Below are 21111 nucleotides of genomic sequence, written 5' to 3'. Positions count from 1 at the left end.
GGATTGCAACGCAATGCATGTCCATCCTTTACTGCAAACTATGAAGGCTTGTTCAGCTTTTCCTTGCGGATAGCCTCATCGTCCATCAGTTCATACCACATTGCATTCAGTACCGCGAAGGCAGCCGCAAGGGGCAAACCCAGCATCCATGAGAAATACCACATAATATTTTTTCCTTATCCTTAGCTAGTCTTTGCTGCCACCCGCAGGCGGCAGCGGCTATGAAATGCCCATGCTTCAATAAGCGTGTCCGGTTTCTTCACGTATCTCTTTTTCATCGACCTTGCCCCACAACACGTGATACACCCAGGTGGTGTACGCCACGATCAGCGGGATAAAAATTGCTGTCACGACCAGCATGATGAACAGCGTCAAATGGCTGGATGACGAATCCCATACCGTCAGGCTGGCACGCGGATCAATGGACGAAGGCAGGATGAACGGGAACATCGAAGCACCCACGCTGAGGATGATGCCGCTGATACTCAGGCTGCTGCACAGCAAGGCAAATACTTCACGGCGGAAACGCAGGCCGATAAAAGCGCCCAGTGCACCGATAAAACCTGCAGCTGGTGCTGCCATCGTCCATGGATGCGCCGCGTAGTTGGCGAACCATGCACCGGCATGACCTTCCACCGTTTTCAGTAATGGATTCGATGGTCCGAATCGATCGATTTCGCTACTGATGCGATAGCCGTCGATATACTTCCACAGCAGCAACCCAGCGACTGCATAGAACAGGATGGTAGCGATCGCGGCCAGGCTGCCGTAGTTACGTGCACGCCCCGCTACTGCACCATCCGTCTTCAACTGTAACCAGGCGCTGCCATGCATCACCAGCATTGCAATCGAGACCAGTCCGCACAACACGGCAAACGGATTCAGCAGGCCGAAGAAACTACCATCGTAAAAAATATGCATGGTGGGTTCGAGACGGAACGGCACACCCTGCAACACATTGCCCAGCGCCACGCCAAAGATCAGCGTCGGCACAAAGCCGCTGAAGAACAAGACCCAGTCCCAGCGTGCACGCCATGCCGGATCTTCACGTTTGCTGCGGAACTTGAAAGCCACCGGCCGCAAAATCAAGCCGGTCAGGATCGCAAACATCGCCAGATAAAAACCGGAGAAAGCGACTGCATATAGCTGTGGCCACGCTGCGAAAATCGCACCGCCACCGAGGATCAGCCAGACCTGGTTGCCTTCCCATACCGGCCCGACGCTATTGATGACGACGCGCCGTTCCAGATCGGTGCGACCAACGAATGGCAGCAAAATACCGCTGCCCAAATCAAAGCCGTCAGTCACGGCAAAACCGACCAGCAGCACCCCGATCAGGGCCCACCAGATCAGACGTAAAACGTCATAGTCGATAAGTGTATGCAAAATCATAGTGGCTCCACGACGGAAGTTGGTGCTGATGGTTGATTGGCGTGAACAACATTGACGCCTTCATTAGGTACATGCTCATCGACAGGGCCCTTGCGTATTATCTTGAACAGCAATTTCAGCTCAATGATCAGCAACACCGTGTAGATCGCAATGAAACCGGCGAGCGTAATCAACAGTGTCTTGATACCGAGGTTGGATACCGCTACAGCAGTTGGCAACACCCCTTCAATCACCCACGGCTGCCGGCCGAATTCCGCCACCAGCCAGCCGGCTTCAATCGCGATCCATGGCAATGGTATCGACCACACGGCGACCTTCAGCAACCAGCGATGGCGATCAAGTTGACGCCGTGCCGACAACACGAAGAAAGTAGCCGTCAGCGCGATCATGAACATGCCGATCGCCACCATGATGCGGAAGCTCCAGAACAGCGGCCACACATGCGGCACGGTATCCCAGGCCGCCTTCTCGATCTGCTCCGGCGTCGCCTTCAAGGGATCATCGACATAGCGCCGTAGCAGCAAGGCATAACCGAGATCACCGCCGTTATCTTCAAACTGCGCACGCAAGTCATGCGAGATATTTTTCGTGCCGCCTTGTGCGCGTATCTGCTGCAAGGCGTCGTAGGCTTTCAGTCCGTTCGAAATCCTGCCTTCAGCACGCTCAACCAATTCAATGATGCCCGGGATGGTGGTATCCAGTGAACGGGTACCGATCAGGCCCATGATGAAAGGGATATGGATGGCGTAATGATTTTCACGCGCTTCCTGGTCCGGGAAACCGATCAGCGTGAAAGACGCAGGTGCATCCTGTGTCTCCCACATACCTTCGATTGCAGCCAGTTTCATCTTTTGATGTTCGGTCGACAGGTAACCACTCTCGTCACCCAGCACCACTACCGACAGCGATGCAGCCAGGCCGAACGAAGCTGCAACCGTCATCGAACGCTTGGCGATATCGAGGTGACGTCCCTTCAACACATACCAGGCGGAGATACCGAGGACAAAAATCGAAGCGGCGACATAACCGGCCGACACCGTGTGCACAAACTTGGCCTGTGCCACCGGATTGGTCAACACCGCGAAGAAGTCGCTGACTTCCATGCGCATGGTGTCCGGATTAAAGACGGCGCCGACCGGATTTTGCATCCAGCCATTCGCAATCAAAATCCACAATGCCGAGAAATTGGAACCGATGGCAACGGCCCAGGTGGTGATCAAATGTCCTACCTTGGACAGCTTGTCCCAGCCAAAGAAGAACAAGCCGACGAAGGTGGCTTCCATGAAGAAGGCCATCAAACCTTCAATCGCCAGCGGCGCGCCGAAGATGTCGCCGACGTAATGGCTGTAGTAACTCCAGTTCATGCCGAACTGGAATTCCATCACGATGCCGGTAGCCACACCCATCGCAAAATTGATGCCGAACAGCGTACCCCAGAACTTGGTCATGTCGCGCCAAATGACGCGGCCGGTCATGACATAGACCGTCTCCATGATAGCCAGCAAGATGGAAAGCCCCAGCGTAAGGGGGACAAAGAGAAAGTGATACAGCGCCGTGGCGGCGAACTGTAGCCGTGATAAAGAAACAATATCGAGTTCCATGTAGCTCCCTTTAATGACTTGAATTCTTCGTCGTATTCAACTGTTGACCCGGTGTTTAATCCGGCCGCAAACTGTTCAACACACCTTCAAAATCTGCATCGCTACGCTTCACTTCGGCAACAATACGCCCATGTTGCAAACAAACCAAGCGGTCTGCGAGTTCGGCTTCACGCCGCACATGGGTTGCCAGAAGGAAAGCACGCCCTGCGGCTTGCGTATCCAGACCTTGTAAAACATCACGCGCCGTGGCCGGATCCAGGCCTTCGGTCGGTTCATCCAGCAACCACAACGGTACATCCCTGAGTAATAAGCGCGCCAGCGCCAGGCGCCGCAATTGCCCGCCGGATAAACCAAGCCCGCCTTCACCCAGGCGGGTATCCAGGCCATTTGGCATATTTGCAACATCGTCGGCCAAACCCGCACTGTGCAGCACCTCCCACAGGCGCGCATCGTCAGCCTCTGCCGCGGCAACCCGCAAGTTGTCGCGCAAGCTGTCCTGGAACAATTCAGTGCGCTGGGTTAGCAAGCTATGGGCAGCAACCCGGACACTGCCGGTACGCGCCGTAAGCTCCCCCGCAATCAGCGCCATCAGGGTGGATTTGCCCGCACCGCTGGCACCAATCAAGGCCACTCGCTCATGGGCAGACAATGCCAGTGAAATGTTGTGCAGGATATTGCCCATTGGGGCATCGGCAGCAGCCGGATGTGCATTGACATTTGTCAACTGCAGCACCAGCCCGGCCGGAACTTGCTGCACCGTTGCGGCCGGCTCGTCCGTTTCCTGAATACGCGGGCCTAAGCGGCGTGCAGCCAGTACGGTGCGTCCCAATTCAATCGCACCACGACGCAAAGCCGCGAAAGGCTCGCTCGCGGTCAGTACCAGCAACAAGGCCAAGGCCGCCAGCGGTGCATTCAGCACGCCGTCACCGACCAGGGCACCTGCCACCAATAAAGTGCCAGTCAGGGTCAAGGTTCCAACCATGCCGTAAGCCATGCCGGCCCTGGCTTCGAGGCGGTTCAAGGCATCATCGGCACGTGCCAGGTGCTGATCGGCCACCGCCAGGGCCATCTTTTGTTGCTCCAGTTGGCCGGCCATGATCAATTCCGTTTGCCCCGCCACCAGATCAATGCTGCGCGCACGCAAGGCTTCCATCGCATAGCTGCGACGACGTGCATCAGGCCTGGCACGCTGCGCGACGATCAGTGCGATCAGCAAACCGCTGCAGATCAACCACAAGGCTATCGTCAGCCCCAGCCACCACTGCAGCAAACCCAGCGTAACGCCCGCTGCCAGCGCAGCACACAATGCAGCGCCAAGCGGTACCAGGACTCGCAGGTATAAAGAATCCAGCGCATCGATATCGCCGGTCAACCGGAACAGTAATTGCGCCGGCCGTGCCAGCAAACGACGCGCCGCTTCCGGCCGCGCCCAGCCGCGGAACAGGCGTACCCGCAGGTTCGCCAATACTTGCAGCGTCGCATCATGTGTCACCAGGCGCTCGCTATAACGCGCTCCCGTGCGGCCGAGTGCCAGCAAGCGTATGCCGGCGGACGGCATAAATACATCGAAGGTAAATGCTAGGCTCGTATTCAAGCCGGCTATCGCAGTCGCGGTAATGAACCAGCCGGACAAGCCCAGCAAAGCCATGCCGGACAGCACCGTGACGGCAGCCAGCAAGGCCCCCAATAGCAATTTATTGCGACCGGCATCAGTGAACAAATTCAAGACCGGGGAAAGATCGCGCCACAACTTCATGCCTGCCCTCCAGCCGGCAAGACAATCACCCTATCCATGCGCGCTGCCAGCACCGGATCATGCGTGGCGATAATCATGGTCTTGCCCTGCGCCAGTTGCAGCAAGGCTTGCGTCACTTGTTGCGCTGTCAGTTGATCCAGATGCGCGGTCGGCTCATCCACCAACAGGAGGTCGGCATGCGGATCGACAACGGCGCGCGCCAGTGCAAGACGCACTGCTTCGCCACCGGATAAGCCACCCCCGCCTTCAGCCAAAGCAATACCGGGACGTGCTTGCGCTACGCGATCCAATTCGGCAAAACTTAAAGCGCCGGCAACTTCAGCAGCCCCAAGCCCGGCACGACGCAAGGCGACATTCGCATGCACCGAACCGGCAAAGATATGAGGCTTCTGCCCTATCCACGCCATACGCTGGCGCAATAGAAATACGCTCTGCGCAGACAAGCGAACACTACCAATCGTGATCGCGCCTTGCGGCAGCGGCAGCAAGCCCGCCAATAGCGACAGTAGGGTGGATTTTCCGCCCCCGCTGGCAGCCATGATGGCGACATGTTCACCAGCCGCGATATGCAAATCAAGCTTATTGAATACGACCACACTGCTGCCGGGATAAGCAAAAGACAGCTGCGCGATATCTACCGCCGGTGCGCCCTGCACCGGTGTTTCTGCAATGTGAGCGGCGACACCGGTCGGCGCATGGTTTGCATCCGGCAACAGCAAACCAGTTGCGCTTAAACGATCGAGTGCGGCAAGCGCGGCATCCCCGGCGGCCTTATCGTGCCAGACCGCAGACAACTCGCGCAAAGGCTCAAAGAAAGCCGGCGCCAGCAACAGGATGAATAAACCCTGCCCCAGCGTCAGGCGTGTCCCCCAGGCGCCGAAATCGATCTGTCCCAATAAATGGAAACCGATATACACCGCCATCATTGCCACGCCCAAAGCGGCAAACAATTCGAGTACCGCCGACGACAGGAATGCGATGCGTAATACCGCCATCGTGCGTTGTCGTAACGATTGAGCTGATTCCTGCAAGCGCAACGCAGTCGCCTCGACTGCACCCAGCGTACGCAAGGTTGCCAGGCCACGCAGCCGGTCCAGCAAGAAGGCATTCATGCCGCCCATCTCCACCATTTGCGCTTCACTCGCGGCCTTGGCACGCCAGCCAACCAGCGCCATGAAAAGCGGAATCAGCGGTGCCGCAATTAACAGGATCAATGCTGCTATCCAGGACAAGGGCGCAACGACGATGAGGATAGCGAGCGGTACGAAGGTCGTACGCAAACGGGCTGGACGATATCGGGTGAGATAAGGGACGATGGCTTCCGCCTGCTCCGCCATTACACTGGCGGCAAGGCCGGAGGCAGGTCGTTCGACATCCAGCGGCGAGCGTGCCGCCAATGATGTGGCCACCTGCACCCGCAAGCGTGACAGTTCAGCGCGGGCACTCTTGAAGACGCGCCGCACACCGGCGGCATCGCAAACGGCGCGCAATACACCAAGGATAAAAATAAGGGAAGCGGGAAGATAAACTGCAGGCAAACCAACGCCGTCCGCCAGTCGCTGCAATGCATAGGCCAGCAAACCGGCTTGTGGTAACCACAGCAAGGATGCAAAGACTTGCAGCAAACTCCCGACCTCGAATCCGGTACCGGATCGCAATCGCTGGAAAGCGGCTGGTTTGGTATGCATAGTGCCTTGCATTAGAACTCATTTCACAAATATTCGCGAGCGTGAACGCGACTATTTGGTGGGTAGTGCCTATTCATTACATCGTATTCGATGGGGTAAGTCACAGCATACGCCCTGCCCGCCTGCATAGACAGGATCAGATGGGGGTGTATAGGCCGTATCAGTTTTGCGTCGTATACAAGCGCGGACCATGAGCCGCCTGCCTTGCAACATGACAGGCATTATCGCGCTGTGGCGATCCGGTCTTTTTGCGCCATATCAAATTTATGCGTCTTAACGCACTGATGTATGCTGAGCGTATGGCACAGCTTGCGCGGGAGATTCAGATATGAAGGTAGAGACATCGCATCACATCGATGCCAGCGAACCGGATGCGCACGGCATGCATGACTGGCATTACGAATACGATATGTTTCTGTTTACAGATGACAATCTGCGGCTGGCTGCCCGGAGTTATTCGGACACATCGCATGAAGCACACTTTATCGGCCTCGAAAGGAAACACAAGCAGCTCAACATAGCGGATGAATTCGGCCAGCCACTAATGCTGTTTGCGATTGCGTATTTGCGCAGCGTCGGTAAAACCGAACTCAATTACCTTGGCCCGGATGGTTACCAGCCGATCCCAGGCAGCAAAAAATAAAAAAGCATCGCTGCCGCAAGGAAGCGATGCTGCCCGTTTAAAGCCGGATGCAGACAGTAAACAACTCTGCCACGCTGATCCGGCTGTTACAACTTCAGGCCAGGCCACCATTGGCACGTAATACCTGGCCGTTAATCCAGCCGCCATCACGCCCCACCAGGAACGATACCGCAGCAGCAATATCATCCGGCTGTCCCAGTCTTTGCAGCGGCGGCATATTCGCCAATTGCTGTATCTGCGCTTCGGTTTTGCCATTGAAGAACAGATCAGTCGCAACCGGTCCCGGTGCCACGGCATTGACCGTGATATTACGGCCGCGCATTTCCTTCGCAAAGATGGGTGTCAACACTTCCACCGCTGCCTTGCTGCCGGTATACACCGAATAGTTGGGCAAGCTCATTGCCACTGTCGTGCTGGAAAAGTTAACCACGCGCCCACCATCATTCAGACGCGTCGCCGCTTCACGCAGGGTATTGAAAGTGCCACGCACATTAATACTGAATGTTCTTTCAAACAATTCATCACTGGTTTCTGCCAGCGAGGCCATCTGCAAAATACCTGCGTTATTGATCAATACATCGACCTTGCCCAGCTTCTGCTCGGTTTCGTCAAACAGGCGACGCACATCCGACGAATTGGCAACGTCCGCCTTTACCGCTATCGCCTCATGCTGTGCCGCCTGCAATTTGGCGACCAACGCATCCGCCTCCGTCGCGCTGCTGGCGTAATTGATGACAACTGCAAATCCATCCTGCGCCAGGCGTTCGGCAATCGCCGCACCTATGCCGCGCGATGCGCCGGTAATGATGGCTACTTTCTTGGTTTGCTTGCTCATGGTTCCTTCCTCAATGAATTGGTGTGAAGCGAGTGTGCAACAAACGAAACAAAAGATAATCAGGGTAAAATCGACATCATTATTCGATATTTACCAACAATAACGAGATAAAGCCATGGATAGATTCCAGGAAATGGAGATTTTCGTACGCATCATGGAGCGACGCAGCTTCACCAAGGCGGCCGAAGACCTGCAACTGCCGCGCGCCACCGTGACCAATGCGATGGCGCGGCTGGAAGAGCGACTGGGATCGCGCCTGCTCAATCGGACGACGCGACTGGTTACGCCTACGCTGGATGGCGATGCGTATTACGCCCGCTGTGTACGCCTGCTGACGGATATCGAAGAAGCCGACGGGGCATTCCGCAATACCGCGCCGAAAGGTTTGCTGCGTGTCGGTGTACAAGGTACAGTGGCGGCCCACTTCCTGGTACCGACCCTGCCCGCTTTCTTTGCGCGCTATCCAGGCATGGAACTGCATATGGATGAAAGCGACCGTCTGGTCGATCTGGTGCGTGAAGGTATCGATTGCGTATTGCGCGGTGGCACACCACAGGATTCATCACTGATTGCGCGCCGGATCGCCATGCTGGAACAGGTGAGTTGCGCCAGCCCGGCCTATCTGGCCCGATATGGCCAACCACGCAGCATAGAGGATCTGACCAGGCATAAAGCGGTTAACTATATCTCCAGCGCCAGCGGCAAACCCTTCCCCCTGGAATTCATGGTGGATGGACGCATGCAATCCATCGTGCTGCCTACCGCCATCTCGGTTACCGGTACCAAGGTATACACCGGCTGCGCCCTTGCCGGCCTCGGTATCGTGCAAATGCCGCGTTATCACATTGAGCAGGAATTGCAGGATGGCCGCCTGCAACTAATCCTGCCGGATACGCCGCCGCCCGGCATGCCACTCTCCGTGCTCTACCCGCAAAACCGCCAGCTATCGGCGCGCATACGCGTGTTCACTGAATGGTTGCAGGAGATATTCAAAGCGGCCGGTCAGACATGAGAATTTGCGCCAGATCAATTCCGACTGCTTCCGTATGAGCGTTAATAGAGTCAGCGGTCTATCATATGAATACGGCTGATTAGCCATTACTACCCTGGAGAAGAAAGTGCCTGCAGAAGAACTATGCACTGACGATGAAGTTGCAACACTGGTACACGCCTTTTACGCCAAGGTCAGGCAGGATGAGGTACTCGGCCCGATCTTCAACAGCCTGGTCGATGATTGGGATCATCACTTGAGCAAGCTGGTGGATTTCTGGTCATCCATCTTGCGCGGCACCGGTCGCTATAGCGGCACACCGATGCAAAAACATATCGCCTTGCCGCACCTGGATGAAGCGTTATTCCAGCGCTGGCTCGCCTTATTCCTGGAAACCACGAAAGAACAGCCGAATCAAGCAATGGGGGAACGCGCTTACGCATCAGCGCAGCGGATCGCCCAGAGTCTCTGGTATAGCTACCAAATGTCGCGCAGCCCGAACAGCATTCCGGCCGACCTGAGGTTCAATTAAGCATACGCGCTGGTGAAGTGAACAGATAAGCTGTCGCCGGCAAACCTGATATTTGCCGGCGACCAGAAGCAGTAACTTACTTCGTCAATTGCAGGGTGCCCTTCATGATTCCCGAATGACCGGGAAAGGAACAGAAGAAGGAATAGCTGTCGCCGGCCTTCAGTTTGGATGGCGCAAAACTGATGCTATCGCTTTCACCGCCACCAATCACCTTGGTATGTGCAATGACACGCGCATCACCCGCTTTCACATAGCTTTTATCCAGTCCGGCTGCGATACCATCACTGGCAACACCTTGCATATCCGCGGTTTTGCTTAACACCCAGTTATGGCCCATGATGTTTTTTGCCAGCTTGCCGCTGTGCTTGAGCTTGACCGTAAACTGCTTGCAGCTGGCCGGTACCGAGATGCTGCTTTTATCAAACTGCATCGCATCGTTGCTGCTAATCTCCACCGAACAATCTGCCGCCATTACCTGGCTGCTCAATCCTGCCAGGATCAATACAAGTGCGGGTTTCCATGCTTTCATTATCTTCTCCATCAATTTTTGGTTCATAGCATCGTGGCCTAAGTCAGGCACTCGATTCTCACATTGCACAGCAACAGCTCGCATACGCAATTCCTTATGTCCGTCATATGCAATCTGATATGGATTGTGCTGCGTATATGCACCTGCCGGTTTGCGCAATATCAAAATAAGTGCGCTTAGCGCTCCTGTACCAGCTACTTGATGCCGCAGACGATTTGCAACACTTTCAGCCAAATCCATCGCCGGGATTGCATAGGCATTGAGCTAATCCGGCATACCATGCAATAATAATCATTCTCATTTACTCATCTTTGCAAGATATATCTGCTATCCCGGTAATCCTGTGAACCACCTACTCCCGTCTTCGTCGGTCATCGAGAAACTCTATACCGAGCATCAATCCTGGCTGCTGGCGCGCTTGCAACGCCGCCTGCCCAGCCGCGCTGACGCCGAAGACGTGACCTCGGAAACCTTTGCACAAATCGTCGAAAACAAGAATCCGGCAGACATTCAGGAGCCGCGCGCTTTCCTGACGACGATTGCCAAGCGTGTGCTGTTTCACCTGTGGCGCCGACAGGATCTGGAAAAAGCCTATCTGCAATCATTGATGCTGGTACCGGAAGCCAGCGTGCTGTCGCCGGAAGAACGCGCTGTACTGATAGAAGCGATAGAACAAATAGACCGCGCACTGGACTCATTGCCGCTACCGGTCAAAACCGCCTTTCTCTATAGCCGCCTGGATCGCCTGACGTATCCCGAGATTGCGCTGCGCCTGGGTGTGTCGGTCGCGACAATCGAACGCTATATGAAGCGCGCCCTGCTGCAATGCCTGCAATGGGCGCCATGACTCCGGCCAATATGACCTTGGGTGATACGGAGCGCACCGTCCATACCGCAGTGGACTGGCTGATACGCTTCGAATCCGACAATATGACTGACAGCGAACGGCGCGCTTTCGAGCAATGGCGTGCCGCAGATCCCGCGCATGAATTGGCGTGGAATCGCGTCGCCGGTTTATTGAATGAATCATTGTCGGTCGTGCGTGAAGCAGGCTTGCGTGCACCGGGCCAGGTACAAGCCGCGCAACGCGCGTTGCTTAATACGCGTCGTCGCAAATTATTGCGTGGCGCACTTGTATTTGCCGGTGTCGGTGGCGCATCCGCCTTGCTGGCCGAACGCCAGATGGCAATCGGTCAGTTATGGGCTGACCTGCAAACCGGTACCGGACAAAGACAAACCTTTGCTCTGGCGGACGGCAGCAGCGTGCAATTGAATGCCCGCTCTGCAGTTGATATCGATTTCAACCAGGACAGGCGCCAGCTGCATTTGCGCGCCGGTGAACTGATTGCCAGCGTGGCCCCGGACGCCAGCCGTCCTTTCATGGTCCAGACCACCCACGGCATCGTGCGCGCACTGGGTACACGCTTCCTGGTCAGTCAACAAGATGCACAATCACAAGTCGTGGTGCTGGAACACAGCGTAGAGCTACGCACACGCGATGGCCAGCACATGCGCATACGCGAAGGCGAAGGCGCCACATTCAATGCCGGCCAGATAGAGCGCATTGCCGGCAATGCCAGCGCGCAAGCCGCCTGGTCGGACGGTATGCTGGCAGTAGAAAATGCCACACTGGCGGAAGTAGTTGCCGCACTCAAGCCTTACTACAGCGGCTATATCCGGCTCTCGCCGGAGGCGGCGAGCCTGCGTACCTTTGGCGTGTTCCCGCTGGATGATCCCGGACATGTGCTGCGTACACTGGCACACACCCTGCCGCTGAAAATGCATCACTACGGTAACTGGCTGATTTCAATCGACGTCAAACAAGCATAGCCACACCTGGAAATTTATTTTAAAAAACATGAGGGGTTTTGCAGCTTGGTTCCACATGGTTATTGAAAGCCAACCATAAGGGACTCACTCATGCAGCATTTCCACTTTCCCCGCCTGAAACTAAGCCGCATTGCTTTTGCCGTCGCCATCGCCTGCACGCAAGCCGGTGTATGGGCGCAAACCGTCGACACCAGTGCCAGCGCCACCGTCGTCCAGTTCAACATTCCTGCCGGACCACTCAGCACTACCCTGACCCGCATTGGCCAGCAAAGCGGCCGTACCATCGTTGCCGATCCCACCCTCATCAGCGGGCGGCAGGCACCAGCCATCAATGGCCGTCTTTCATCCGGTGAAGCGGTACGCCAGGCACTGGCCGGCAGCGACCTGGCTGCGGAAAGTACGCCTGGAGGTGGCTTAAGCATCCGCCGTAAAAGCGCAGACGAACTGAGTGAAGCAAAGGCCATGGATAACCTCGCCGTTATGCCCACCGTCGTCGTAACCGATGAACGCATGGGTGGCAGCCTGGCGCAACCCGCACGCCAGATCACCGTGATCGAAGGACAGGAACTGAATGACCTGCGCGCCATCTCGCCGAATAATATCGGCACCATGCTCAGCAAGGCAGTGCCGGGTTTATCCGACTCCAGCCGCACATTAACGGACTTTGGCCAGACCCTGCGTGGGCGCAACGCTTTGATCCTGGTTGATGGCATTCCGCTCAACACCAATCGCGATTCATCACGCAACCTGATCAATATCGATCCGGCCCGTATCAACCGGATTGAAGTGCTGCGCGGCAGCAGCTCCATCTATGGCAGCGGCGCCAGTGGCGGCATCATTTCAGTTTCGACGCGCCCGGCAGGTGGTGAACCGATCGCCGAAACAACCATATTAATGAATGGTGCACTTTCCAAACTCGGCACGGAAGGTTTGGGCGCACAAGTACAACATTACTTTTCCGGCAAAGGTGATGTAGTCGATTACGAAGTCGATGCATCATATCGCCGCATCGGCGGTTCTTACGACGCGCATGGTGACCGTATTGCACCGGATGCCAGCCAGGGTGATCTGTTCGATTCAAATACCTACAGCCTGGGCGGGAAGTTAGGCTTCCGCATTGATGCGAACCAACGCCTGCAACTTTCCGCAAGCTATTTGCGTGCGAAACAGAAAACCGACTATGCCAGCGATCCAAAGATCGCCAGCACCCCACTGGGAACAGCCACAGCGCGTGCCATCAAAGGCTTGGATCTGGCGAATCAGAACGAAGTGGAAAACACGCTGTTGAGCGCCAACTACGAACACAAGGATATCCTGGGTAGTTCGCTCTCGATGTTGTTATATGGACGGGATAACTCCACGCGTTTCACTCCGTTCGATGCGCGCGCCAACGTCAACCGTGGCGGCAATATCGATCAGGTCATGCAGAACAATAAAGTCTTTGGCGGGCGCCTGACCATGGACACGCCTTTAGGGAGTGAGCAAAAAGCGAAACTGCTATGGGGCGCGGATTTTATACAGGAACGCAGCAATATGCCGCTGGATGTCTTTGATCCGGCCGCCTACGACGCCAGCGGCGGCCTCGTTTTCCGCAAGACCGGACAACGGACTTACCTGCCCTGGCTGACCACACGCAGCATGGGTGCCTTCGCCCAGTTGCAATACAAGTTCAATGAACAATGGTCGGCCGAAGGTGGCTTGCGTTACGAAAAAGCCAGCGCATCCTTTGACGATTTTCAGCCCTTATCCCAATCCAAGCTGGCAAGCCCGGCGACGATCAAAGGTGGCAAGGTCAGCTACGATGCCGTCGTCCATAATGCCGGATTGGTATTCAAACCGGTCAAAGGCCAGGAATTCTACGGATCCGTAAGCCAGGGCTTCGATCTCCCTGACATCGGGGTGATATTGCGCAATGCAAATGCCACCTTCAATATCAACTCATCGCAATTGGAACCGGTAAAAACCGATAGTTATGAATTGGGTTGGCGCGGACGCTTTAGTAACACGATGGCGTCTTTTGCCGTATTCCGTTCGAGCTCGGACCTGGGCGGCGTGCAATCATTCAATAATGGACTTGTACTCACGCGTACCAGCGAAAAAATTAATGGCGTGGAAGCAACCGTTGATTACTACAGCGATGATGAAAAATGGGTAAGCGGCGGCACACTGACCTGGATGCAAGGACGTGAAGTCCCGCAAGGAGCCAGCCAGGATCGGCAAATGACCGGCTATCGTATCCCGCCGGTCAAAGTGACTGCCTATGTACAGTACCAGCCCAACGAACGCTGGAGCAATCGCGCACAGTTCACATGGTTCGCAGCGAAAGATTATCGCCTGGCCGATGGCAAAACACTGCTCGGACGCGCGGATGTAGACGGCTATTACACAGTCGATCTGGTTTCGCGCTACAAGTTGAGCAAAAACGATTCCATCACGCTCGGCGTAGAGAATCTGTTCAACAAATATTATCTGCCCTTGTACAGCCAACTCATTCGCAGCGGCAACAACAACAGCCGCTTGCCGGCACCAGGCGCGACCTTCACACTCAGCTATACGCATCGCTGGTAAGCAGGCAGCTTTTTCCCGGCATATAAAAATGCCCCGATGACTTGTCGTCATCGGGGCATTTTTTATTCACCCCTGCGTAGCGAAAAGCTTAACTCAGAATTTCAGCGATGCATTCAAAGTCAGGGAACGCGGATCACCCGCCTTGATGTAATCAGAGTACTGGAACATCCAGTAGCGCTTATCCGTCGCATTATTGATCGCCACACGGAAAGTCGTGTCATAGCCATTAATCCGGGTTTCATACACAGCACCGACATTCAGCAAAGTATAAGCCGGTGCCTGCAGGTTATTACTTGGCCTGAGCATCGTCGCCCCTGTGTACTTCATATTGGCATTCAGTTTCAGGCCGGGAACTTCAGGTACGGTATAGGCCAGCTGTGCCGCAACCACTGCATCCGGTGCACCCGCTACGCGCTGCCCTGCATACAGAAAGCCATTCTGATATTCGGAATCAAGCCACATCACACTTCCGCCCAAATTCCAGTTCCGCGCCAGGCGTGCCGCAGCACCTAACTCAATGCCCTGATAAATTGCGGTGCCATCCTGCACCAGCACATTTGCGCTATTTCCATACTCCGATTTCTTTTCAATACGGAACATCGCTGCGGTTGCACTCCAGTCAGCCTGGTTGGTCTTGATGCCAATCTCATATTGCTTGCTCTTGAGCGGGTCCAGCATGGAACGATAGTTTGCATAGCCGACACCAACGGAAGAACCTGGCTCCAGCGATTCCATATAACTGGCATAAGCCATCGTATTCGGTGCGAGTTTATACATCAATGCCAGCGTCGGCGTTTTCACGCCATCCTGCTTATACGACGATGAAGGGGTGCCGTTGGGGTTGTAGCTGTTCTGGCTGTAATCGGTATAACGCAAACCCGCCAGGATCGATATGCGTTCCGACAATTTGATCGTATCGCTGGCAAACAAGGCCTTTTGCGTGACATCACCGCCGCGGTATAAATCCAGTGGTCCGCTGCTGTAATAGCTATTGGTATTTTGCGCGGCAAGATTGCCGCCACCGATCAAGCCATAGAAACCATTCGAGCTGTAATCATTTTTCAACTGCAGGGTCGAAGTACCCAGCACCACCTGGTGCTCAAACGATCCGGTCAGGAATTTACCTTCCAGCATGGCCTGCCATTGATTGAATTGATAAGCCTCACCATAATCTGAATGGTCATCCAGATAATTCCCCAGGCTATCGGTCAGTCGCAGCACGGATTCATTGCGCCGCGTCTTGGTCGAACTGTAGCTATAGTTGGCGCTGAGTTTCCAATCAGGTGCCAGTGCATATGTCAGGCCGGTAGAGTAAAAACGGAAGTTGTTATCGGCATAGGTACCGCCACCGACTATCCTGCCATTATCATTCTTGATGGGTGAAGGAAGTGCGCTCCCCAGCAAACTGGTCCGGATGGTCGGCTCCTGTCCCACTGCCTTGCGATCCTGCAGGATGGTTTGAAAATCCCAGCTCAGCTTATCCGTCAGGCGCGCATCGAGTGCCAGTGATACCGAATTCCGGTTCAGCGAACCGTTATTGAAAGTCTTGCCTTCTTCATGGGTTGCATTCAGGCGATAACCGAAGCGGCCATTCTCACCTACGCGCCCGCCTACATCCACATACTCACTCAGCAAACCCTTGGACGAATAGCCGACACCGACACTGCGCAATGGCGTATCCGTCGGCTTCTTGGTTACATAGTTAATCAAGCCGCCCGGCGAACCGAAGCCATACATAAACCCAGAGGAACCCTTCAGTAATTCGATCTGTTCCATATGTTCATATGGCAGCGATATCACATAGCTCAGGAAAGGCTTGCCATCAATGCGATAGGAATTCTGGAAGTCCAGTGCCAGGCCACGCACGGTCAGGTAGCTGGCCCATGCGCCATATGCACCACTATTGTCAGAGACGGATGCATCGGTCGTAAACAATTCACCGAGGGTAGTGATCCGGCGTTCGCTGATATCTTCTTTCGTGACCACGGTACTGGAAAATGGTGTTTCCAGTACGCTACGGCTACCCAGTGCACCGCTATTAACTGGGGCACTCAGATGTTGCCCCATATCGGCATCGGCGACCGTGGTCGTGACCTTTACTTCAGGCAAGGTGGTTTCCGTTCCGCTCAACGGTGCCAGCGGAATTCTTTTCAATGTATAAGCATTGCCACCGCTGGGAGTACCTGCCAGTCCACTACCCTGCAGCAGGACGTCGAAACCCTGCTTGATGCTGTAGCTGCCGTTAAGACCGTTGGTCGTCTTGCCTGCGGCAAGTTCCGGTTCAAAGGACAGCAAGACGCCGGCACTTTGCGCAAAATGGTTCAAGGCTTGCGTCAATGGCCCGGCCGGGATGTTGTAGTGGCGCGTAGCAGCCGCTGCTTCAGGGCTCGCCGCTTGCGCATGTGCTGCATGCGGCAGGCTGACAACTGCGCTGACCGAGACCGCCAGTAAAAAATGTACGGCTGCGGCCAACGGTTTCTTTTTAAAAATCACGTGATGCATTGCAATGCCCCTCCTGTTTGATGTCTTCATAAGTGATGACGCAGCAGAAGACAGGAGGGACAGTAAAAAATTAAAAAATTATTTGGCAGCCTGGACGACGATCAACAACGGTGTGTAGCGCTTGATGCGTATCGGTGTCGTTGCCAGCAATACTTCGAGGGTACGATCGGTATCGTCCAGCGCATACACGCCGGATACGCGCAGGCCGGCGATTTCATCTGCATTGAAGACGATGCGACCGTAGCGATAACGCGCCAGCTCGGTCAATACCTGTGCCAGCGGCTGGTCATCTACCACCAGCATGCGCTTGCTCCACGCCGCTGCCGCCTGCACATTCACCGCACTGACAGGCTGTACCGCATCCGGCGTAATCGTGGTTTGCTCGCCCGGTGTCAGGGTGACGCAAGCGTCCACCTTCGCCGCGCATGCCTGCACACTTGATTCCAGCACCGTGACGCGTGTCGCATCCGCCTCGCGCTTGACAATGTACTGGGTGCCGAGTGCGCGGGCCGTACCATGTGCGGTTTCAACGATGAATGGACGCCTACTATCCTTCGCCACATCTATCATGATTTCACCCCGCTGCAAGGTGATGCGTCGTTGTCGGCCGCTGAAGTCGATATCAATCGCAGATTGCGTATTCAGCGTGATGCGGCTTTGATCTGAAAGCTCGATTACCCGCTGTTCACCGATCGCCGTGCGGTAATCAGCCAGCATATATTTGCCAAACATTGACTGTGAAGCAAACCAGGCAGCAAAAACCGCAATGCATAGCAGCAGTACCTGAGTCGTCAGTTTCTCGCGTTTGCCGGCACCGGATTTCAAAGCCTTGTTCAATGCCAGAGCGGCAGGCTTGCTGCTTACTGTATCGAAACGCGCCCATAATTTTTCCATGCGTGCATATGCCTCCGCATGACCCGCATCTTGCTGGCGCCAACGTTCGAACTCAGCCAGTTCTGCTGCCCCGCTATCGCCTGAATGCAGCTGCGCATACCATTCTGCGGCATGGGCAATGACATCCGCTGTCAGCCCTGCATGCGGCTGACGTGCACCCTGCCGCAATGCATTTTGCGCGCCGATATCCGGTGTCGCCGACCTCATGCGAGTTGCTCCTCTGCATAGGCGATCTGATAGCAATGCACCATCGCACGGGCAATATACTGTTTGACCATGCTGGCGGAAACGCCGAGACGCGTCGCGATTTCCGCATAGCTGAGATTATCGAGACGCGACAGCATGAATGCCTGGCGCGGTTTTTCCGGCAAGTCTTCCAGCATCCGGGCAATCAGTGTCAGCGTCTCTACCGTTTCCAAGTGCTGTTCCGGTGATACGGCATACACCTCATCCTGCAGCAATGCGAGTGCTTCCAGATAGGCTTGCTCCACCTTGCGCCGCCGCGTCTCATCTATCATCAAACGGGTCGCCGTAGTCGTCAGGTAGGCGCGCGGCGTCTGCAGGGTCGTCAACTCAAACGGCACTGACAACAGGCGAAAGAAAGTATCCTGCGCGAAATCCGCCGCACTGTGCGGACAAGCCAGTTTTTTACGCAACCAGCCATACAGCCAACCGTAATGTTCGCTGTACAGGCTGTCCAAAGCATCGTGCTGGCTGTGATGTGTGGCGGGAGGCATGGGAACCGGATGGGGATCAAAAATCATGTTTGATAATGATTCTCATTATCACATCACTTTTTATTTCCGGCTACATCCGGTTTGTAACCGGGTGCCAAGATGTTGTTTTCTCGCTTGTATTGAAGCAAGCGCAACACCCCGGGAGTAGAAGTTCATAAAGCCCTAATGATTCATCATCAGGGCTTTATTAAAGGCATACGGCTACCAGCGATAAGTGACTGTGCTAATCAGTTTCCGCGGTTCGCCATAGAAGCAGCCGTAGGTACAACTGCCGATGTAAGTCTTGTCCGCCAGGTTGGTGGCATTCAACGCAAACTTCCACCGGTCCCTGCTAAAGCTGAGCATGGCGTCCATCAACGTGAAGGCCGGCACCTCGACCCGCGTGCCATGCGCCATGCCATAGGTACTACCCACATAGCGCACGCCGGCACCCACGCGCAAGCCCGGCAAGCCGAAAGAGCCGAAGCCGTAGTCACTCCAGATCGAGAACTGGTTCAGCGGCACCGAGTCGAGGCGACGGCCTTCCGCATCGGGTTGCAAGGGACTGGCCTTGAGCGTGCGCGCGTCGGTGTAGGCATAGGCAGCGATCAGGTTGGTGTTGCGGCCGATGCGGGTGCGCGCCTCCAGTTCCACTCCGCGCGAGCGCGCCTTGCCGGTCTGGATCTGGTAGGACGTATCCATGGGGTCCGCGACGGTGACGTTCTTGCGTGTCAATGTATAGACGGATGCCGACAGCATGGTGTCCGAGCCTGCGGGCTGGTAGCGCAGGCCGAGCTCATACTGTTCGCCCTCGGTGGGCTTGAAGCGGCTGCCCTCGCGGTCCTGACCGCTGGTCGGCTCGAAGGACTGACTGTAGCTGACGAACGGTGCCAGGCCATTCTCGGCCAGGTAGACCAGGCCGGCGCGGCCAGTGAAGGCCTGGCTCTTCTCGTTGTCCGCGTATTGCTCGCCCGTGAAGACATTGCTTTCGCTGGCGCGGACCCAGTCCTGTCGACCGCCCAGCAACACGACCCATTTGTCCTCGATTTTCATCTGGTCCTGGATATAGACGCCCATGCGCCGCGTGTCGCTCTTGGTGGACGATCCATAGTTGGGCGTGATTGGTCCCATCGTGCCGCCGTAGACGGGGTCGTAGAGATCGATGCTGCTGGCCCTGCGTAGATAACGCTTGGTCTCGTGCTTGGGCAGCGAATAGTCGAAGCCGGCCAGCACCGTGTGCTGGATAGCGCCCGTCTCCACCTTGTACTGCAACGAAGTGTCGACGTTGAAGGCCGTTGACAGGTCCCAGCGCGGGCTGGCGGTCCGACTGGCGGTGTGGCGCAGGTCGGGCGCGAGCTGCCAGATGCTGGTGGAATCGTAGCCGCTCTCGGCACGGATATAGCGCAGGTTGTTGCGCAAGATCAGCCTGTCGTTAAAGGCATGCTCAAACACGTATCCGATCGACGTGCGCTTGAGATCGAAGCGGTCGAAGCCGGGCTCGCCGCCGAAGCGGTCACGTGGAATACGGCCGTTGGGATTGGGTAGTACCGTGCCCTGGGCCGGCAGGCCATAGGCATAGGCGGTATGGTCGCGCTGGTATTCCCCAAGCAACGTCAGCGACGTGCCGGCGTTTGGTTGCCACTTGATGGCTGGCGCCACATAGGTCCGGTCGTCGGGCACATAGTCGACGAAAGTATTGCTGTCGCGCCGCAACGCGGTCAGGCGGTAGGACCACTTCCCGTCCTCATTCAGCGCGCCACCGAAATCACCTGACAGCTGCTTACGATCGAAGCTCCCCATTTCCACGTTCAACTCGCGCAGCGGTTCGGTGACGGGTCGCTTGCTGATCGTGCTGATGACGCCACCCGGTGGCGTCGCGCCGTACAACACGGACGAAGCGCCTTTCAAATACTCGATGCGCTCCAGGCCGTATGGCTCTTGCCGCCCGTTGTAGATGTTCACCGTATACAGCGTGCCATCACGATAGTAGTTGCCCAGGCTAGTGCGGAAGCCGCGCAGGAACAAGCTGTCCGTGGTGCGGTCCATGCCCTCGGCGCGGCTCACACCCGCCACGTATCCCAGTGCATCCTGCAGGCTTTGCGACTTCAGCGTCTCAATTTCCTGCGCGCCGATCACCGTGATCGATTGCGGCGTTTCGATGATCGGGGTGTCGGTCTTGGTGCCGGTGGCGCTGCGCCGGGCGGCATAGCCAACAAAAGGGCCGGTGGCTGTTTCCTGGCTCGCTGTTGCCGTTATTGCAGGCAAGGTAGAAACCGTTTTCGCCGGAACCGGGCGCAAATTCAAGGCACCGCTGGCGCTCACGACCAGTTCCAGATCCGTTCCTTGCAAAGCCTGGCGATAAGCTTGATCTGCGCTCATTTCACCCCGGATGGCAGGCGCCTTGCGGGCTTGCACCTGCTCCGGCTGGATGGAAATGATCTGCCCGCTTTGGCGCGCGATTCTGGTCAGGGTCGCATCCAGCGGCCCGGCCGGGATATCAAATACCTGCGTTGCAGATTGGCTGCTTTGAGCAAACGTCGTCTGCATAAGCACTGGGGAGCCCAGGGCAAGGCAGACCGCCAGCACCGATGGACGCAATGAAAAAATATTAAAAAGTGGGGTCAAGGTAATTCT

Annotated in this window: 17 protein-coding genes; 6 read left to right on the top strand and 11 right to left on the bottom strand. The window is 55.9% G+C overall.

The window, feature by feature from the left end; genetic code table 11:
- Positions 1 to 38: 38 nt before the first annotated feature.
- From cydX to cydD, 5 genes are all read right to left on the bottom strand, one after another.
- Complete coding sequence (gene cydX / locus ACFQPC_RS03710) at positions 39 to 164, bottom strand: cytochrome bd-I oxidase subunit CydX (protein ID WP_012079865.1); 126 nt, start codon at positions 162 to 164, stop codon at positions 39 to 41.
- 73 nt (positions 165 to 237) lie between these two features.
- On the bottom strand, positions 238 to 1392 hold the full coding sequence (gene cydB, locus ACFQPC_RS03705; protein WP_382270249.1) for a cytochrome d ubiquinol oxidase subunit II: 1155 nt from the start codon (positions 1390 to 1392) through the stop codon (positions 238 to 240).
- Entirely contained in the window at positions 1389 to 2993 is a 1605-nt protein-coding gene (locus tag ACFQPC_RS03700) for a cytochrome ubiquinol oxidase subunit I (RefSeq protein ID WP_382270248.1), read from the bottom strand. Before ACFQPC_RS03700 ends, cydB begins: the two co-directional genes overlap by 4 nt.
- 55 nt (positions 2994 to 3048) lie before the next feature.
- Complete coding sequence (gene cydC / locus ACFQPC_RS03695) at positions 3049 to 4749, bottom strand: thiol reductant ABC exporter subunit CydC (protein WP_382270247.1); 1701 nt, start codon at positions 4747 to 4749, stop codon at positions 3049 to 3051.
- On the bottom strand, positions 4746 to 6437 hold the full coding sequence (cydD, locus tag ACFQPC_RS03690; protein ID WP_382270246.1) for a thiol reductant ABC exporter subunit CydD: 1692 nt from the start codon (positions 6435 to 6437) through the stop codon (positions 4746 to 4748). The genes cydC and cydD overlap by 4 nt, the downstream gene beginning before the upstream one ends.
- A gap of 328 nt (positions 6438 to 6765) precedes the next feature.
- On the opposite strand from cydD, the gene ACFQPC_RS03685 reads away from it, so the two are divergent.
- On the top strand, positions 6766 to 7080 hold the full coding sequence (locus tag ACFQPC_RS03685) for a hypothetical protein (protein WP_382270245.1): 315 nt from the start codon (positions 6766 to 6768) through the stop codon (positions 7078 to 7080).
- Positions 7081 to 7174: 94 nt separating this feature from the next.
- Here the strand turns inward: ACFQPC_RS03685 and ACFQPC_RS03680 are convergent, their stop codons facing one another.
- Complete coding sequence (locus tag ACFQPC_RS03680) at positions 7175 to 7915, bottom strand: SDR family oxidoreductase (RefSeq protein WP_382270244.1); 741 nt, start codon at positions 7913 to 7915, stop codon at positions 7175 to 7177.
- A 115-nt stretch (positions 7916 to 8030) separates the two neighbouring features.
- Between ACFQPC_RS03680 and ACFQPC_RS03675 the strand changes: the two genes are divergently transcribed.
- A complete protein-coding gene (locus tag ACFQPC_RS03675) occupies positions 8031 to 8927 on the top strand; it encodes a LysR family transcriptional regulator (protein WP_382270243.1) in 897 nt (298 codons plus the stop codon).
- A 106-nt stretch (positions 8928 to 9033) separates the two neighbouring features.
- Positions 9034 to 9438, top strand: a complete 405-nt coding sequence (locus tag ACFQPC_RS03670; protein ID WP_382270242.1) for a group III truncated hemoglobin — start codon at positions 9034 to 9036, stop codon at positions 9436 to 9438.
- A 76-nt stretch (positions 9439 to 9514) separates the two neighbouring features.
- On the opposite strand, the gene azu is transcribed toward ACFQPC_RS03670, so the two are convergent.
- A complete protein-coding gene (gene azu / locus ACFQPC_RS03665; RefSeq protein ID WP_382271866.1) occupies positions 9515 to 9967 on the bottom strand; it encodes an azurin in 453 nt (150 codons plus the stop codon).
- A gap of 343 nt (positions 9968 to 10310) precedes the next feature.
- On the opposite strand from azu, the gene ACFQPC_RS03660 reads away from it, so the two are divergent.
- The 3 genes from ACFQPC_RS03660 (at position 10311) to ACFQPC_RS03650 (ending at position 14365) form a co-directional block, all read left to right on the top strand.
- Complete coding sequence (locus ACFQPC_RS03660; protein WP_382270241.1) at positions 10311 to 10814, top strand: sigma-70 family RNA polymerase sigma factor; 504 nt, start codon at positions 10311 to 10313, stop codon at positions 10812 to 10814.
- A complete protein-coding gene (locus tag ACFQPC_RS03655) occupies positions 10802 to 11797 on the top strand; it encodes a FecR family protein (protein WP_382270240.1) in 996 nt (331 codons plus the stop codon). The genes ACFQPC_RS03660 and ACFQPC_RS03655 overlap by 13 nt, the downstream gene beginning before the upstream one ends.
- 90 nt (positions 11798 to 11887) lie before the next feature.
- Positions 11888 to 14365 (top strand): TonB-dependent receptor, encoded by a 2478-nt coding sequence (locus ACFQPC_RS03650; RefSeq protein WP_382270239.1) that lies wholly within the window; start codon positions 11888 to 11890, stop codon positions 14363 to 14365.
- Between the two features lie 93 nt (positions 14366 to 14458).
- On the opposite strand, the gene ACFQPC_RS03645 is transcribed toward ACFQPC_RS03650, so the two are convergent.
- The 4 genes from ACFQPC_RS03645 to ACFQPC_RS03630 form a co-directional block, all read right to left on the bottom strand.
- Positions 14459 to 16867, bottom strand: coding sequence for a TonB-dependent siderophore receptor (locus ACFQPC_RS03645; protein ID WP_382270238.1), 2409 nt, complete (start codon positions 16865 to 16867; stop codon positions 14459 to 14461).
- A gap of 78 nt (positions 16868 to 16945) precedes the next feature.
- A complete protein-coding gene (locus tag ACFQPC_RS03640; RefSeq protein WP_382270237.1) occupies positions 16946 to 17968 on the bottom strand; it encodes a FecR family protein in 1023 nt (340 codons plus the stop codon).
- Complete coding sequence (locus tag ACFQPC_RS03635; protein WP_382270236.1) at positions 17965 to 18498, bottom strand: sigma-70 family RNA polymerase sigma factor; 534 nt, start codon at positions 18496 to 18498, stop codon at positions 17965 to 17967. Before ACFQPC_RS03635 ends, ACFQPC_RS03640 begins: the two co-directional genes overlap by 4 nt.
- Positions 18499 to 18699: 201 nt before the next feature.
- Positions 18700 to 21102 carry a TonB-dependent siderophore receptor gene (locus ACFQPC_RS03630; RefSeq protein ID WP_382270235.1) on the bottom strand — a complete coding sequence of 801 codons (2403 nt, stop codon included), beginning with the start codon at positions 21100 to 21102 and terminating at the stop codon, positions 18700 to 18702.
- Between the last annotated feature and the right edge of the window lie 9 nt (positions 21103 to 21111).

The organism is Herminiimonas glaciei (assembly GCF_042664955.1).
In the GTDB taxonomy this organism is placed as follows: Bacteria; Pseudomonadota; Gammaproteobacteria; order Burkholderiales; family Burkholderiaceae_D; genus Oxalicibacterium; species Oxalicibacterium glaciei.
This window is presented reverse-complemented; position numbering and strand designations above follow the sequence as displayed.

Bases quoted from the DNA above. Each gene is read 5' to 3' on its own strand.
- cydX (WP_012079865.1), bottom strand. From the start codon at position 164: ATGTGGTATTTCTCATGGATGCTGGGTTTGCCCCTTGCGGCTGCCTTC.
- cydB (WP_382270249.1), bottom strand. From the start codon at position 1,392: ATGATTTTGCATACACTTATCGACTATGACGTTTTACGTCTGATCTGG.
- ACFQPC_RS03700 (WP_382270248.1), bottom strand. From the start codon at position 2,993: ATGGAACTCGATATTGTTTCTTTATCACGGCTACAGTTCGCCGCCACG.
- cydC (WP_382270247.1), bottom strand. From the start codon at position 4,749: ATGAAGTTGTGGCGCGATCTTTCCCCGGTCTTGAATTTGTTCACTGAT.
- cydD (WP_382270246.1), bottom strand. From the start codon at position 6,437: ATGCATACCAAACCAGCCGCTTTCCAGCGATTGCGATCCGGTACCGGA.
- ACFQPC_RS03685 (WP_382270245.1), top strand. From the start codon at position 6,766: ATGAAGGTAGAGACATCGCATCACATCGATGCCAGCGAACCGGATGCG.
- ACFQPC_RS03680 (WP_382270244.1), bottom strand. From the start codon at position 7,915: ATGAGCAAGCAAACCAAGAAAGTAGCCATCATTACCGGCGCATCGCGC.
- ACFQPC_RS03675 (WP_382270243.1), top strand. From the start codon at position 8,031: ATGGATAGATTCCAGGAAATGGAGATTTTCGTACGCATCATGGAGCGA.
- azu (WP_382271866.1), bottom strand. From the start codon at position 9,967: ATGAAAGCATGGAAACCCGCACTTGTATTGATCCTGGCAGGATTGAGC.
- ACFQPC_RS03655 (WP_382270240.1), top strand. From the start codon at position 10,802: ATGGGCGCCATGACTCCGGCCAATATGACCTTGGGTGATACGGAGCGC.
- ACFQPC_RS03650 (WP_382270239.1), top strand. From the start codon at position 11,888: ATGCAGCATTTCCACTTTCCCCGCCTGAAACTAAGCCGCATTGCTTTT.
- ACFQPC_RS03645 (WP_382270238.1), bottom strand. From the start codon at position 16,867: ATGCATCACGTGATTTTTAAAAAGAAACCGTTGGCCGCAGCCGTACAT.
- ACFQPC_RS03640 (WP_382270237.1), bottom strand. From the start codon at position 17,968: ATGAGGTCGGCGACACCGGATATCGGCGCGCAAAATGCATTGCGGCAG.
- ACFQPC_RS03635 (WP_382270236.1), bottom strand. From the start codon at position 18,498: ATGCCTCCCGCCACACATCACAGCCAGCACGATGCTTTGGACAGCCTG.